Source organism: Bacteroides coprosuis, from assembly GCF_020741705.1.
GTDB lineage: Bacteria > Bacteroidota > Bacteroidia > Bacteroidales > Bacteroidaceae > Bacteroides_E > Bacteroides_E coprosuis.
This window is the reverse complement of the sequence record NZ_DYYK01000142.1, coordinates 18,415-34,543: the sequence shown is the minus strand read 5'-3', so window position 1 is coordinate 34,543 and position 16,129 is coordinate 18,415. Positions and strand designations below refer to the sequence as shown.

The window sequence follows — 16,129 nt, the reverse complement described above, 5'->3', positions numbered from 1 at the left end:
TATCTAAAACTTTAAAAGACTGTTTACATGAAAAAACTGTTAACCTCTATCTTTTTATTTTCTTTTTGTTTTTCTATGAGTGCTCAAAACTCACAGAAAGCTTTAGTTGATTATGTAGATCCTTTTATAGGTACTACAAACTTTGGTACTACCAATCCTGGTGCTATTACGCCTAATGGATTAATGTCGGTTGTTCCATTTAATGTAATGGGATCCAGCGAAAATACATATGACAAAGATGCTCGATGGTGGTCAACACCTTATGAGTATACAAACAATTTTTTCACTGGTTACTCTCATGTTAATTTAAGTGGTGTGGGTTGTCCTGAGTTAGGATCACTACTTTTAATGCCAACGACTGGAGAACTAAATGTAGATTATACTCAATATGGAAGTAAATACAAAGATGAGGTTGCTACTCCTGGTTATTATAGTAACTTCTTAACTAAATATAATGTAAAAACTGAAGTAACTGCTACCCCACGAACTGGTTTAGCTCGTTTCACTTTCCCTAAGGGGCAAGGTAACGTTTTACTTAATTTAGGAGAAGGCTTGACGAATGAGTCGGGAGCTATGGTTAGACGTGTAAATAATCAAGAATATGAAGGAATGAAACTGCTTGGGACTTTTTGTTATAACTCCCAAGCAGTTTTTCCTATTTACTTTGTTATGCGCATTAGTAAAGTTCCAGCAGAAACTGGGTACTGGAAAAAACAACGTCCAATGACAGCGGAGGCTGAATGGGATGCTGATCAAGGTAAAAACAAGCTTTATACAAAATATGGTAAAGAGATTGCAGGAGATGATATAGGAGTTTATTTTTCTTTTGATACCGAAGAAAACGAGCAGGTTGAGGTGCAAATGGGAGTATCCTTTGTTAGTATTGAAAATGCTCGTTTGAACCTAGAGACAGAACAAAAAGATAGCCATTTCGATAAGATCTATCAAGATGCTCGCAATTTATGGGAAAAGAATTTAGCTCGTATCACGGTAGAAGGTGGTACAGAAGATCAAAGAAAAATATTCTATACATCACTTTATCATTTACTTATTCATCCTAATATTCTTCAAGATGTAAATGGGGAATATCCTGCAATGGAAAGTGATAAAATCTTAACAACAAAGGGTAATCGTTATACTGTATTTTCATTGTGGGATACGTATCGAAATGTACATCAATTATTGACTTTAGTTTATCCTGAACGTCAGATGGAAATGGTACAGACGATGCTTGATATGTATAGAGAGCATGGTTGGTTACCTAAGTGGGAGCTATATGGTAGAGAAACTTTAACCATGGAAGGAGACCCAAGTATCCCAGTAATAGTTGATTCATGGATGAAAGGATTGCGCGATTTTGATGTGGATTTAGCTTACGAAGCAATGTATAAATCGGCTACTCTTCCTGGGAATGAAAATTTAATGCGCCCCGACAATGATGATTATTTGAGTTTGGGTTATGTTCCATTACGTGAAAAATATGATAATTCTGTTTCTCATGCCTTAGAGTACTATATCGCTGATTATTCATTGTCCAAATTTGCTCAGGCTCTAGGAAAGAAAGAAGATGCTAAGATGTTCTATAGTCGTTCATTAAACTATAAACACTATTATAGTAAAGAGTTTGGAACATTCCGCCCTAAGCTACCTGATGGAACATTCTATACTCCTTTTAATCCACTGCAAGGTGCTGATTTTGAACCAAACCCAGGTTTTCATGAGGGCAATTCATGGAATTATACATTCTATGTACCACATGATGTGTATGGACTGGCTAAGCTGATGGGTGGAAAAACCAAGTTTATCAATAAGTTACAAATGGTTTTTGATAAAGGGTATTACGATCCAGCTAATGAGCCAGACATTGCATATCCATACTTGTTCTCTTATTTTAAAGGAGAAGAATGGAGAACATCTAATGAAGTTCATCGTCTATTAAAAAAATATTATACTACGAAACCTGATGGAATACCAGGTAATGACGATACTGGAACGCTTTCTACATGGGCTATTTTTAATATGATAGGATTCTATCCTGATTGTCCTGGTTTGCCGGAATATACACTTGTTTCGCCTGTATTCGATAAGGTTACTATTGAGTTAAGCCCTAAGTGGTATAAAGAAAATGAATTGATAATTGAAGTTAATAGAAATTCACCTGAAGATATTTATATAGACAAAGTGACTTTAGGAGGCAAACAGATAAAGAAATATCGTATCACTCATGATGAATTAGTTCATGGTGGGCATCTGATCTTTGATCTGAAATCAACCAAATAAGAATATAAACACATAATACTTATAAAATGATAAGAAGAGTATTTTTTTTACTAAGTCTTATTATTGTTGGTGTAGGGGTTGTTGATGCGCAAAAGGTGTCAGTAATCCCTACTCCTTTATCAATAGAAGACATTCAAGGAGAGTTCAAGTTTGGCAATAAGCTTAAATGGTATTCAAATGCTGATAAGCAGGCTCAGAAACATTATCAAGAGTTATTAACTAAGAGCTTAGATATTAAAGATTGGAATCAAACTTCATTAAGAAAAAGTCAAATAGCTTTAGTCTTAGTCAATCAGCTAGATTCATCTTTAATACAAGAAGAGGCCTATGAGTTAGAGATTAATAAAAATCAGATTGTGATTAAAGCTACTTCTGAAGCAGGGCTTTTTTACGGATTGCAAAGTTTAATTCAAATTGCGACAGATCGATCTAATTATTTTAGTAAGACCTTACCTTGTGTGAGAATACAAGATGAACCCAGGTTTGGGTATCGTGGGTTTATGCTTGATGTTTCTAGGCACTTTTTCCCTAAAGAATTTGTAAAAAAACAAATTGATGCGCTGTCATTTTTTAAATTGAATAGGCTACACTTGCATCTTACTGATGCTGCTGGTTGGCGTATTGAGATTAAAAAATATCCTCGCTTAACAGAATTTGCTGCATGGAGAACAGATGCTAGCTGGAAAAAATGGTGGAATGGGGATCGAAAATATGTAGAAAAGGGTTCTTCTCAAGGTTTTGGAGGTTATTATACGCAAGACGATATTAAAGAAATGGTTGCATACGCTTCCAAAAAGCATATTACAATTATTCCAGAAATCGAAATGCCAGGGCACTCTGAAGAGGTACTCGCTGCATACCCAGAATTATCATGTGCTGGTGTACCTTATAAAAACTCTGATTTTTGTGCAGGTAATGATTCGGTATTTACTTTCCTTGAAAATGTTTTATCTGAAGTTATTGAGCTGTTCCCTTCTGAATATATTCATGTTGGGGGTGATGAAGCAGGAAAAGGAGCTTGGAAAACATGTCCTAAATGCCAGCAAAGAATAAAAGAAAACAATTTGAAGGATGTTGATGAACTTCAAAGTTACTTTATGGAGCGTATGAACCTTTTTTTAAAATCGAAAGGAAGAAAGCTTTTAGGTTGGGATGAAATAATACAAGGAGGATTAGCCGAGGGAGCTACTGTAATGTCTTGGAGAGGAATAGAAGGGGGAATTCATGCGGTGGAAACGGGTCACCATGCTGTAATGACTCCTGGAGAATTTTGTTATTTTGATACCTATCAAGATGCTCCTTATACTTTACCAGAAGCTATTGGAGGATATTTACCATTAGAAAAGGTATATAGCTACGATCCAATTATTAGTTCTTTTACTGAGGATCAAAAAAATCTGATTGATGGTGTACAAGCAAATTTATGGACAGAATATGTACCTACAACAGATCATGTGGAGTTGATGATTTATCCTCGTCTATTTGCTCTAGCAGAAGTAGCTTGGACTGAGCCAGCGAGGAAAGATTGGAATAGTTTCAATCAAAAATCGTTACAGATGGTTGAACTAATGAAAAAATGGGGCTATCATCCTTTTGAATTGAGTCAAGAAGTAGGAAATAGAGTAGAAGCAAAAGAACTATGTGAACATCTTGCTAGAGGAAAAAAAGTGCAGTACAACGCTCCCTATAGTTCTAGCTATATAGCAAATGGTGATGAAACTCTAACAGACGGTATTAGAGGTGGTTGGACTTATGGTGATAAGCGTTGGCAGGGCTTTATTTCTCCCGAACGACTAGATGTGATTATTGATTTGGAAAAGATCGAAGATATTCATGAAATTTCAGCTGATATCATGCAAAGTCCTGGTGCTGAGGTTTATTTACCTTCTCAAATATTGATAGAAGTTTCTGAAGATGGTGAAAATTTTACTACCTTGATGAATAAAACCTTCGAAGTTGAAAAAGGATCATCCATTTTGATAAAAAAATACGCTTGGGAAGGTCAAGCTAGTGGTCGTTTTGTAAGATTTGTAGCTAGATCTAGTAAAGACTTAGGAGGTTGGATTTTCACAGATGAAATTATAATAAAATAGTAAAGTCATGACTAAACAACTTAAACTTTGTCTCTTTGCATTCACTTTATTGATTTTAGGGGGATGTAGTCAGGCACACTTTATTAATGATGAGACTTATCTACAGCAATTGACTCAAGATTATGAGTCGAAAGAACGTTCTATGCAACAAGGGAACTTTTTTGATGATTTGCGTCTTCTTAAAATGACTAAAGCGGAACGAGAAGCCATGATGTTTCTGTATGCTTATATGCCCTCTTCAGATATTACAGACTATTCCACTTCTTATTTTTTAGAAAATGTACGCTTAACCTTTCAAGCTCAGAAAGAGATGAGTTGGGGTGCATCTGTTCCAGAAGAATTAGTTCGTCATTTCGTGTTGCCAATTCGTGTAAACAATGAAAACTTAGATACATCCCGAGATGTTTTTTATTCTGAACTCAAAGACAGGGTTAAAGACCTTAGTATGAAAGATGCTATTTTAGAAGTTAATCATTGGTGTCATGAGAAGGTGGTTTACCAACCTAGTGATGCAAGAACAAGTTCACCATTGGCCTCTGTGAAAACTGCTTATGGACGCTGTGGAGAGGAGTCAACTTTCGCTGTAGCAGCATTACGTTCGGTAGGAATTCCTGCTCGACAAGTTTATACTCCTCGTTGGGCACATACCGATGATAACCATGCATGGGTTGAGGCTTGGGCAGATGGGGAATGGTATTTCCTAGGTGCTTGTGAACCTGAACCCGTTTTGAATTTAGGTTGGTTTAATTCTCCTGCAAGTAGAGGTATGTTGATGCATACAAAAGTGTTTGGTCGCTACAATGGTCCCGAGGAGATTATGGAGGAAACTCTAAACTATACAGAGATAAATGTGATTGAAAACTATGCCCCTACAGCCAATGCAAAAGTTTTTGTATTAGACGATAGTAGAGAATTTGTTTCGGGTGCTAAAGTAGAGTTTAAAGTTTACAATTATGCTGAGTTCTATACGGTTGCTCAAAAATTCACGAATGGTGAAGGTTACACATCACTGACAGCAGGAAAGGGAGATATGCTGGTATGGGCTTCAAAAGGAGATCGATTTGGCTTCACGAAATGCTCTTTTGGTGAAGAACAAGAAGTTGAAATAGTCTTAAATCATTCTGCTGATGATCATTTTAATGTAGAACTAGATATAGTTCCTCCAGTTGAAAGTGCTCATTTACCCGAGGTTACTCCAGAGCAAAGAGCTCAAAATGATAAGAGGATGGCTGAAGAAGATGCTATTCGTAAAGCTTATGTAAGTACTTTTGTTACCAAAGATCAAGCGGCTCAAAAAGCGGATGAGTGGCAGTTGAATAAGGAAAAGGTTGTAAAATTTCTAATAGGCTCAAGAGGAAATCATGAAACTATTTCTTCTTTCTTAGCTCAAGCAGTTGTTGAGAAACAAGGTGATTTGGCATTAGAACTTTTAAATGTTCTTTCAGCTAAAGATTTACGAGATATTTCTTTAGAAGTACTAGAAGATCACTTATACAATAGTTTATTACCTAAAGACTTAACATTAGAGGCATATAAAGAAATTCTTAATCCTCGTGTTGAAAATGAGATGCTGACAGCTTATAAAGGATACTTTCAGGAAAAAATAGAAGAAGATGAAGCTGTAGAAATGCGTAAGAATCCTTTGATGCTAGTAAATTGGTGCAATCGTGAAATTACTGTTTTTAATGAACTGAATGCTCAAAAAATAAGAATGTCTCCTCAAGGAGTTTGGCTTTCTAGGACAACAGATAATTTATCAAGAGATATCTTTTTTGTAGCTGTTGCCAGGAGCTTGGGCATACCTGCATGGAAAGATGAAGTAACAAATAAAGTACAGTATCGAAATCTCATAACGAGAGAGGTGTTTGATGTAGATTTCTCTGCGGATGAAGAAACTAAAGCACCACAAGGAACTGTTATAGCTAAATACAAACCAATAAAGACGTTAAGTGACCCTAAATACTATACACACTTTACTATTTCTAAATATGAAAATGGAACATATCACCTTTTAAATTTTGATAGTGGAGATTCTGATATGGGAGAAGGGGCTACATGGTCCAATTTACTAGAAAAAGGCTTAAAATTGGATACTGGTAGTTATATGTTGGTGACAGGTACTCGTTTAGCTAGTGGTGCAGTTCTTTCATCTGTGAATTTATTTACAGTGAATGAGGGAAAAACTACTACGGTCAATTTAGTGATGAGAGAAGATAGTGAACAAGTTCAAGTAATAGGAAACTTTAACTCTGAATCAAAGTATCTACCACTAGAGGAAACGGAGCTGAAGAGTATTCTTCAAACGACAGGTAGAGGATATTTTGTAGTCGGGATACTTGGCGTTGGGCAAGAGCCGACCAATCATGCATTGAAAGATATTGCTGCGGTAAAAGAAGATTTAGAAAAATGGGGTAGAGGAATGGTCTTATTGTTTCCAGATCAGCAAAAAGCTGACAAGTTTAAAAAGGACGATTTCCCTAATCTTCCTTCAACTATAACATATGGTATAGATGTTGATGGAATTGTACAAAGAGATATTGCAGAGTCTATGAAGTTGAATAAATCGGCATTACCTATTTTTATTATAGCAGATACCTTCAATAGAGTAGTTTTTGTATCTCAAGGTTATACTATCGGACTAGGAAACCAATTAATGAAGACGATACATGGATTGTAAAATTTAAAATATATAAATGAGCATAAAAGCCTGTCTAATTTGTTTTAGATAGGCTTTTTTTGTGGCTGATTGAGGTTTAAATTGTGTTTTAAGAGGAATCATAGAACTCTTTTGACACCGACATGAGGATGACATGTCGGTGTCAAAGCATCCTCATGTCGGTGTTATGTAGTTAATGCAACTTGATTAGAATCTTCTATTCCCTTCATTCTGCTAAGGAGTTTGTACCAAAATAAAAGAGGGCTTGCTTAAGTAGCAAACCCTCTTTCTATATATCTAAATAAATCTTTTTTCTAATTAAAGAGTTACTTTTTTGGAAAGTAACTTTTGTAATTGGCCATTTAATCTTTGGCTCATGATTCCATTTCCCATTGCTTGGTATCTTTTGATACGGTACTGCAACATCATAATTTCATTTTCGTTCTTTTTCATCTTGTTCATCTTTTGTGATCCTCACGTTTTGAAGATCGGTTTTTTTATTTCTTTTAATTATCACTGCAAAGATACGACTTCTTTTGAATATAACATGTTATACAACATATAAATTTGCTTTTAATGCTATATTTAATTTTTAGAACGCATACTTGATTCTCCTTGTTACATTTATATTACATAACTTTGTGTTATAACTAAACTGATGACATGACAAAACGAATACCACACGCTTACACAATTATTTCTGTAGCAATATTATTATGTGCTGTATTATCTTGGGTTATTCCTGCCGGAGAATATGATCGAGAACAAATACTAGTAAATGGTGTAGAAAAAACTGTAATAGTTGAGAACTCTTTTCACTTAGTAGAACAATCTCCCCAAACTTGGCAGGTCTTTAGTTCTCTGCTTGTGGGTTTTGAAAGGCAGGCTGGAATTATTGCATTTCTTTTAATCATGGGAGGAGCTTTTCAGGTAATGAATGTAACTCGGTCTATTGATATTGGTATTTTTTCATTTTTAAACTATACTAAAAAGTTTGAAAAACATAAATGGATGCAACGGATTGGCGTCAATAATCTCATCATTGTGTCTGTAATGCTTCTCTTTAGTCTTTTTGGAGCAGTCTTTGGAATGTCGGAAGAAACTATAGCTTTTACTATTTTAGTGATGCCGCTAGCTATTCGCATGGGGTATGATTCTATTGTAGGAGTATGTATGGTTTATGTGGCAGCTCATATTGGCTTTTCAGGAGCAATGCTCAATCCCTTTACTGTGGGTATTGCACAGGGGTTTTCTGATCTACCTTTATTTTCAGGGATAGAATATCGACTTTTTTGCTGGGTGGTACTAACTACTTTAATCATCTTTTTTGTGTTGCGTTATGCTGCTAAAATAAAAAAGAATCCCAAAGCTTCTCCTATGTACGAAATAGATAGTTACTGGAGGAGTAAAGAAGATAGCGAAGATATAGCTCTTGAGTATAAGACAACTCGTTCTTCAAAAGTTGTTTATGGTTTAATACTCATAGCTTTGGTTTTATTCTCCATTCAATATCCTTATAGTACTTTTGAATTAGGGGGTAAAAGCTCTACATTGCTAGTCACACCAGTCTTAACAGTTTTATATGCTTTACTAGGGTTTGTAGGTTTGAGAAAATCGAATCATTTTTTTATATTAACCATCTTAGCGTTTACCATTATATTCCTTATTGTAGGAGTAATGGCACATGGCTGGTATCTACCCGAGATTTCGGGTATATTTTTAGCAATGGGTGTTATGGCTGGATTTGCAGATGGGTTAAAAACAGATAGTTTGATAAAGCATTTTCAAGATGGAGCAAAAGATATGCTGTCTGCAGCGATTGTAGTTGGCCTAGCAGGGGGTATTATTCAAATATTAGAAGATGGCTCTATCATTGATCCGATATTACATGGCTTAGCTTCATTACTTGGAGAAACAAGTAAAGTATTCTCTCTGACTATAATGTATATTATACAATCCCTAATAAACCTAATTATCCCTTCTGGAACAGCTAAGGCCGCATTGACTATGCCTATTATGGCTCCATTCTCAGATGTAATAGGGATTTCAAGACAAGCGACTGTTATGGCATTTCAGTTTGGTGATGGGTTTACAAATATGGTTACACCCACGTCAGCCGTATTGCTAGGTGTATTGGGTATAGCGAAAATTCCTTATGGAGTCTGGCTGAAATGGTTTTTTAAATACCTATTGTTTTTTATCCTTGTAGGATTCTTATTATTGATTCCTACTGTCACTATATCCTTAAATGGGTTTTAGGGATATTTAAAATTTTAATATGATTCAGAAATTATTCATACTTATATCAGTACTGGGAATATTTAGCTCTTGCATGAAGCACAAAGATAAGAATTATGATGTGTATATGGCTGTAGGAACATATACACAGAAAGAGAGTGAGGGAGTTTATCTATTGAAACTAAATACGGAAACAGGAGAATCTCTCTTTGTAGATACCCTTGAGGTGGAAAATCCTTCTTATTTAACAATCTCTTCTACCCAAGATAAAATGTATATAGTAACAGAAAGTAATGATATGATGCGTGATGCTGTACATCAAGTGGCAATAGATAAAGAGAAAGGGAAGCTTCAATTAGAACATTCTATATTAACACAAGGAGCCGCTCCTTGTTATGTATTGGAAATACCTTCTAGTCATAAGGTGGTTACAGCAAACTATATGAGTGGTAGTATTTCAGTATTTACACAAGATGACAATAATAATCTTGTAGACTTAGTAGAGGTAATACCTTTTTTGGGTAATGGTCCTATTAAAGAAAGACAAGAACAATCGCATTTACATTGTGTCTATCTTTCTCCCGATGATCATTATCTGTTTGCAAATGATTTAGGTTCAGATAAAATATATCGTTTTAATCTTGATTCTGTTGGGTTGGGACTTTCAGATGTTTGCTTCTCTCTAAAACCAGGGGCAGGACCTCGTCATACTGTATTCCATCCTAATCAGAAATGGGCTTATACTATAACAGAACTATCAGGTGAGGTTGTTGCTTATAAATATCAAGATGGAATATTACATGAGTTTCAGTCTATCATAGCGGATAGTTTACAAGTTCAGGGCTCTGGTGATATTCAAATTTCACCTAATGGCAAATTCTTGTATGCTTCAAATAGACTAGCTGGAGATGGTGTGGCTATCTTTAGAGTTGACCCTAAAACAGGTGGACTTGAGAGGATAGGGTATCAGTTTACAGGAAAGCATCCTAGAAATATAAACATAACTCCTAATGGTAAATATTTAGTAGTTGCTTGTAGAGATGAAGACTCCATAGAGTTTTATGAGATTGATTATAAAACAGGGCGTTTATTACCGACTCCTTTCTCTATAAATATTAGTATGCCCGTTTGTATCAAGTTTTTTTCTAATTAAATATGGCTACTCAAGGGTTGAATTTAATCATCCCTTCAATAATTAGTGGTATATATAGTTGATATACATAGGGTTTAATTGTTATCTTTGTTGGAGAGTAAGTAGATTCTTCTGCCTAAGAAAACAAATGAATCCTAATAAGTTATGACTAAATATTATTTATCTCTATTATTCTCTTTTTTAGTTACCTCCTGTCTTTTGGCTTCAAATACGGATAGAATGTGTCAAATAGATATTTCTCAGAATTGGGAATTCTCCCAAGCTCATAAAAATGAATGGCGACCAGCAACAGTTCCTGGTACTGTACATCAAGCTTTAATTAATCATAACTTATTGCCAAATCCTTTCTGGGGTTTAAATGAAGAAAAAATTCAATGGGTAGAGAATTATGATTGGGAGTATCGAACCTCTTTTATTCTTACCGATAAAGATTTAGCTCATTCCGGCGCTATGTTGTTTTTGGAAGGACTAGATACTTATGCTGATGTTTATCTCAATGGAACACTGCTTTTTAAAGCAGATAATATGTTCGTAGGTTATAAAGAAGAGGTGAGAAATATTTTGCGAGAAGGAGAGAATTTACTTTATATTTATTTTCATTCTCCTATAAATCACGTTATTCCCCAATGGGCTGCTAGAGGATTTGACTATCCTGCAGATAACGATCATCATAATCAAAAACTAAGTGTCTTTACTCGTAAAGCACCCTATAGTTATGGGTGGGATTGGGGTATACGCATGGTTACATCTGGAGTCTGGCGACCTATTAGTCTGACATTATATGATATTGCTCGCATAGATGATATGTACGTAGAGCAGAGGGAAATATCAAAAGAATCGGCAGATCTCAATTTAAACTTAGAGATCAATAGTCTCGTAGATGTGGAGGATGTACGACTAGAATTACTCTATGGTATAGGTACTAACTTAGAGATTCTTATTCAAAACTTAGATCTCAAAAAAGGACTTAATAAGAAGCAAATTCCGATAAATATAGTGAATCCAGAATTATGGATGCCAAATGGTTGGGGTGATCCTAATTTATATGATTTTGGGATAAATTTGTCAAATCCTGATGGTGATGTTTTTGCTACAAAACAAGTAAGAACAGGCTTAAGGACGATACGCTTAATTCACGAAGAGGATCAGAATGGACGATCTTTTTTCTTTGAAGTGAATGGCGAGCCCATGTTTGCTAAAGGTGCTAACTATATTCCTGATGATGCTCTGCTTCCTAATATTTCAGTGGATAGATATCAAAATCTATTTAGAGATATTAAAGATGCAAACATGAATATGATTAGAATATGGGGAGGTGGAACTTATGAGAATGATGTGTTTTATCAATTGGCTGATGAAAACGGTATTTTGATTTGGCAAGATTTTATGTTTGCTTGTACAACGTATCCTCACGATTCTCTGTTTTTAAAAAAAGTAAAGGAAGAAGCGACGTATAATATAAAGAGATTAAGGAACTATGCCTCTGTAGCACTCTGGTGCGGAAATAATGAAATATTAGAAGGTATTAAATATTGGGGTTGGGATAAGCGATTCTCTCCTGCTGTTTATAGTGATATGAAAGAGGGATATGAAATATTATTTAATCAACTACTACCTGAAGTTGTGAGTGATTTAGACCCCTTTCGATCTTATGTTCATAGTTCTCCTTACTCAGCTAATTGGGGTAGGCCAGAATCTTGGAAGTATGGAGATAGCCATAACTGGGGTATTTGGTATGGGAGAAAGCCTTTTGAAAGTTTGGATACCGAGCTTTCTCGCTTTATGAGCGAATTTGGATTTCAATCTTTTCCTGAAATGAAAACCATATCCACTTTTGCGGAGCCTAAAGATTATCAGTTAGAATCTGATGTAATGAATGGCCACCAAAAAAGTTCTGTAGGGAATGAATTAGTAGAAGCCAGTATGAAACGGTATTATAATGTACCAGAGCGATTTGAAGACTTTGTTTATGTAGGACTTGTATTGCAAGGGCAGGGGATGAAACATGGTTTTGAAGCTCATAGAAGAAATAAACCCTATTGTATGGGTACTCTGTACTGGCAATTAAACGATAGTTGGCCTGTGGTCTCTTGGTCGAGTATTGATTATTACGGAAATTGGAAGGCTATGCACTATCAAGCCAAAAGAGCTTTTGCTCCATTGGCATTGAATACTATTCAAGAAGGAGAGAATGTTAATGTGTATCTTTTATCAGATGAATTACGAGACTATGAAAATTTAGTTCTTGATTATGAAATAATCGATTTTCATGGAAAGAAATTGAAAAAAGGTTCCTTTCATAACTTATCTGTAAAATCAAATAGCAGTACTCAATTAGTGTCAAAGGATATGACAGAGTGGTTGTCTGGTTTAGACAAAAACAAAGTATTTCTAAACTTAAAGTTAAAACAGAAAAAGGGTATATTGGTAGAGGATCACTACTTTTTCGATGTCACAAAAAATCTAGAATTACCTGAGGCAAAAGTTACAACTCAAATAAAGAAAACAACCGAAGGGATTGAATTAACCTTAAAATCAAAAACTTTGGCTAAAGACGTATTTATTGAAATTCCTATTCAAGGGGTACGCTTCACAGATAATTTCTTTGACTTGCTACCTGGAGAAAAAAAAATTGTAAGCTTGAGCTTGGAAGGAAGAAGTAAAGAAATTCAAAATACTGAAGTGAAAATAAATCATATAAAAAACACATATTGATAAAATGATTATGAAAAAACTGTTAACAATTTGTAGTACACTGGTGGCATGTATAGCTCTTGTTGCTTGTTCGTCGCCTGAAATGAAAAAAGCTAATTATGAAGTAATTCCCTTACCTAAAACAATAGTGAAAGGAGAGGGTGAAGCTTTTAATTTAGATAAGGCGACTCTTATAGCCTATCCTGCAGAAAATGAGAAGATGGAAAAAAATGCAAACTTCCTTTCGGATTACTTGCATGAAATGTTGGGTTTAAAACTGTCATTAACAACTGATCTCAAATCCACAAATGCTATTATTCTTGATTTAGTGGAGGGAGAAAATAAAGAGGCATATACTCTTGTTGTTGAGGCTAATAAAGTTTCAATTCATGGTACATCCGAAGCTGGTGTTTTTTATGGAATTCAAACCTTACGCAAATCACTACCAATAGGTAAGAATCTAAAGGTGTCATTACCTGCTGTAGAAATTAAAGATGAGCCTCGTTTCTCTTATAGAGGAATGATGCTGGATGTATCTCGTCATTTCTTCCCTCTTGATTTTATTAAAAGATATATTGATATTTTAGCCTTACATAATATTAATACGTTCCATTGGCATCTAACTGATGATCAAGGCTGGAGAATTGAGATAAAAAAATATCCTAAATTGACAGAAATAGGTTCACAAAGAACAGAAACTGTTATTGGGCATAACTCAGGAGAATACGATGGTATACCTTATGGTGGTTTTTTCACACAAGAAGAAGCTAAAGAAATAGTGGAATATGCAGCTGATCATTTTATTACTGTTATTCCTGAAATAGACTTACCTGGACATATGCAAGCTGCATTAGCTGCATACCCAAATCTGGGTTGTACTGGAGGCCCTTATGAAGTTTGGAAGCAATGGGGAGTATCTGAAGATGTTCTTTGTGCTGGTAATGATGATGTCCTAGAATTCCTTATAGATGTAATGGATGAAATTATGGAAATATTTCCATCAGAATATATCCATATTGGAGGAGATGAGTGCCCCAAATCAAGATGGCAAGAGTGTCCTAAGTGCCAATCTCGCATTAAAACATTAGGTTTGAAAGCAGATAAAAAGCATTCGGCTGAAGATTATTTGCAAAGCTTTATAATGTCGCATGTTGAAAAATACCTTAATGATAATGGGCGTCAAATTATTGGCTGGGATGAGATTATGGAAGGAGATATAGCTCCAAATGCTACAGTTATGTCTTGGAGAGGACTCTCTGGAGGTATTGAGGCAGCAAAAATGAAACATGATGTAGTTATGGCTCCAACATCTCATGTTTATTTCGATTACTACCAAACTCAGGATGTAGAAAATGAGCCTATAGCAATTGGAGGGTATGTTCCTATTCAAACTGTATATAGTTTGGAGCCTGCTCCTGCTGAATTAACTGTTGAAGAACAAAAATATATAATAGGTACTCAGGCAAACTTGTGGACAGAATATATTCCTACTACCGAACAAGTAGAATATATGGTCTTACCTCGTATGGCTGCATTAGCAGAAGTTCAATGGTGTGTTCCTGAACAGAAAGACTATGTCAACTTTATTAAACGCCTACCTGGCTTAATGGAAATTTATGCTTTAGAGGGTTATAATTATGCTAAACATGTATTTGATATTCAAGCGAAGTTAATTCCTAATATTAATGAAGGAGTTATTGAAGTACACCTAAATACAATTGATGATGCTCCAATTTATTATACTTTAGATGGCTCACAACCTACTGAGGCTTCAGTACATTATGAGGGAGTTCTAAAATTAAATGAAACTTGCTCTTTTAGGGCAATAGCAGTTCGGACATCAGGAAATAGTAAAGTGTTTAGCGAAGAGATCGACTTTAATAAAGCAACCATGAAGCCTATTACTTTGCTTCAGCCACTAAATGAAAGATATAAATATGGTGGAGAAACGACCTTGGTAGATGGCTTAAAAGGCAATCTAACTTTAAGAACCACTCGTTGGTTAGGTCTTTCTGGAAATGATCTAGAGGCAGTTATCAATTTGAAATCAGAACAAGAAGTAAGTTCAGTGGATATTAGAGTGTTTGTCGATAAAAGTGATTGGGTGTTCGATTCAAGGGGGTTTGAAATATCTGTTTCTACAGATGGAGAAAACTTCAAAAATGTGTTGACAGAATCATATTTACCGATGAAAGAAACAGATGAAAATGGAATAAAAACTTACCATTTGACTTTTGATCCTATTCATGCTCAATATATTAAAGTTAAAGGTCTTTCTGAGCATAATCTACCTGAGTGGCATGATGGAAAAGGAAAGCCTGGTTTCTTATTTATAGATGAAATCGGAGTAAACTAAACAAATATGTAAGTTGTTTAAACTTAAAATATGAAAAATGTATTTACCTGGCCCTGAATACATAGCAGGTAAATACATTTTTTTTTCTAATATTTTGTATTCGAATAGATTATTAGTATCTTTGTTCGCGATATGGATGATTGAGGAGGGGGCGATAAAGCTTCCTTTTTTTGTTCTTAATAGTTAATTAATGATAGATAAAAGAACTGTTCATCAGATAGTTGAAGAGTGGCTAGAAGGAAAGGAATATTTCCTCGTAGAAGTCTCAGTAGAATCTGATGATAAAATTGTTGTTGAGATTGATCACGCTGAAGGCGTGTGGATCGAAGATTGTGTAGACCTAAGTCGTTTCATCGAATCCAAGTTAAACAGAGATGAAGAAGACTATGAACTTGAAGTAGGCTCTGCAGGAGTTGGTCAACCATTCAAAGTGCTGCAGCAGTATTATAACCATATTGGTCGTCAAGTTGAAGTTTTAGAAAAAACTGGAATAAAGTTGATTGGAGAACTTCTTGATGTGACTGAGGACGGTATTAAAGTTGCCGTTGAAAAGAAGGTTAAAGTTGAAGGCTCAAAGCGTCCTAAACTAATCGCTGTGGAAGAAGATATTCCATTTGAGAAAATAAAATATACTAAATACTTAATTAGTTTTAAATAAT

Annotated in this window: 9 protein-coding genes; 8 read left to right on the top strand and 1 reads right to left on the bottom strand. The window is 35.1% G+C overall.

What is annotated here, in order from left to right; translation table 11 throughout:
- Nucleotides 1-27: 27 nt before the first annotated feature.
- From K8V80_RS08385 to K8V80_RS08375, 3 genes are read left to right on the top strand one after another with little or no spacing between them, the layout of a single operon-like run.
- On the top strand, nucleotides 28-2,280 hold the full coding sequence (locus tag K8V80_RS08385) for a GH92 family glycosyl hydrolase (RefSeq protein ID WP_276776977.1): 2,253 nt from the start codon (nucleotides 28-30) through the stop codon (nucleotides 2,278-2,280).
- Nucleotides 2,281-2,306: 26 nt separating this feature from the next.
- On the top strand, nucleotides 2,307-4,373 hold the full coding sequence (locus K8V80_RS08380; RefSeq protein WP_276776976.1) for a family 20 glycosylhydrolase: 2,067 nt from the start codon (nucleotides 2,307-2,309) through the stop codon (nucleotides 4,371-4,373).
- A gap of 7 nt (nucleotides 4,374-4,380) precedes the next feature.
- Nucleotides 4,381-7,050 carry a transglutaminase-like domain-containing protein gene (locus K8V80_RS08375; RefSeq protein ID WP_276776975.1) on the top strand — a complete coding sequence of 890 codons (2,670 nt, stop codon included), beginning with the start codon at nucleotides 4,381-4,383 and terminating at the stop codon, nucleotides 7,048-7,050.
- A 297-nt stretch (nucleotides 7,051-7,347) separates the two neighbouring features.
- Here K8V80_RS08375 and K8V80_RS08370 read toward each other — a convergent pair whose 3' ends face one another.
- Nucleotides 7,348-7,482 carry a hypothetical protein gene (locus tag K8V80_RS08370; protein WP_276776974.1) on the bottom strand — a complete coding sequence of 45 codons (135 nt, stop codon included), beginning with the start codon at nucleotides 7,480-7,482 and terminating at the stop codon, nucleotides 7,348-7,350.
- A gap of 210 nt (nucleotides 7,483-7,692) precedes the next feature.
- Here K8V80_RS08370 and K8V80_RS08365 point away from each other — a divergent pair, with 210 nt between their 5' ends.
- The 5 genes from K8V80_RS08365 to rimP all read left to right on the top strand — a co-directional run bounded on the left by K8V80_RS08365 (nucleotide 7,693) and on the right by rimP (nucleotide 16,128).
- Nucleotides 7,693-9,288 carry a YfcC family protein gene (locus K8V80_RS08365; RefSeq protein WP_276776972.1) on the top strand — a complete coding sequence of 532 codons (1,596 nt, stop codon included), beginning with the start codon at nucleotides 7,693-7,695 and terminating at the stop codon, nucleotides 9,286-9,288.
- A gap of 73 nt (nucleotides 9,289-9,361) precedes the next feature.
- The gene (locus K8V80_RS08360) at nucleotides 9,362-10,420 is read left to right on the top strand and encodes a lactonase family protein (protein WP_276776969.1); all 1,059 of its coding nucleotides are present in this window, start codon (nucleotides 9,362-9,364) and stop codon (nucleotides 10,418-10,420) included.
- Between the two features lie 144 nt (nucleotides 10,421-10,564).
- Nucleotides 10,565-13,135 (top strand): beta-mannosidase, encoded by a 2,571-nt coding sequence (locus tag K8V80_RS08355; protein WP_338083568.1) that lies wholly within the window; start codon nucleotides 10,565-10,567, stop codon nucleotides 13,133-13,135.
- A gap of 10 nt (nucleotides 13,136-13,145) precedes the next feature.
- Nucleotides 13,146-15,470, top strand: a complete 2,325-nt coding sequence (locus tag K8V80_RS08350; protein WP_006743664.1) for a glycoside hydrolase family 20 protein — start codon at nucleotides 13,146-13,148, stop codon at nucleotides 15,468-15,470.
- Nucleotides 15,471-15,660: 190 nt separating this feature from the next.
- The gene (gene rimP / locus K8V80_RS08345; RefSeq protein ID WP_006743663.1) at nucleotides 15,661-16,128 is read left to right on the top strand and encodes a ribosome assembly cofactor RimP; all 468 of its coding nucleotides are present in this window, start codon (nucleotides 15,661-15,663) and stop codon (nucleotides 16,126-16,128) included.
- Nucleotide 16,129 lies beyond the last annotated feature (1 nt).

Coding starts and splice junctions, on each gene's coding strand:
- K8V80_RS08350 (WP_006743664.1), top strand. CDS start 13,146: ATGAAAAAACTGTTAACAATTTGTAGTACACTGGTGGCATGTATAGCT.
- K8V80_RS08380 (WP_276776976.1), top strand. CDS start 2,307: ATGATAAGAAGAGTATTTTTTTTACTAAGTCTTATTATTGTTGGTGTA.
- K8V80_RS08365 (WP_276776972.1), top strand. CDS start 7,693: ATGACAAAACGAATACCACACGCTTACACAATTATTTCTGTAGCAATA.
- K8V80_RS08375 (WP_276776975.1), top strand. CDS start 4,381: ATGACTAAACAACTTAAACTTTGTCTCTTTGCATTCACTTTATTGATT.
- K8V80_RS08360 (WP_276776969.1), top strand. CDS start 9,362: ATGAAGCACAAAGATAAGAATTATGATGTGTATATGGCTGTAGGAACA.
- K8V80_RS08385 (WP_276776977.1), top strand. CDS start 28: ATGAAAAAACTGTTAACCTCTATCTTTTTATTTTCTTTTTGTTTTTCT.
- rimP (WP_006743663.1), top strand. CDS start 15,661: ATGATAGATAAAAGAACTGTTCATCAGATAGTTGAAGAGTGGCTAGAA.
- K8V80_RS08355 (WP_338083568.1), top strand. CDS start 10,565: ATGACTAAATATTATTTATCTCTATTATTCTCTTTTTTAGTTACCTCC.
- K8V80_RS08370 (WP_276776974.1), bottom strand. CDS start 7,482: ATGAAAAAGAACGAAAATGAAATTATGATGTTGCAGTACCGTATCAAA.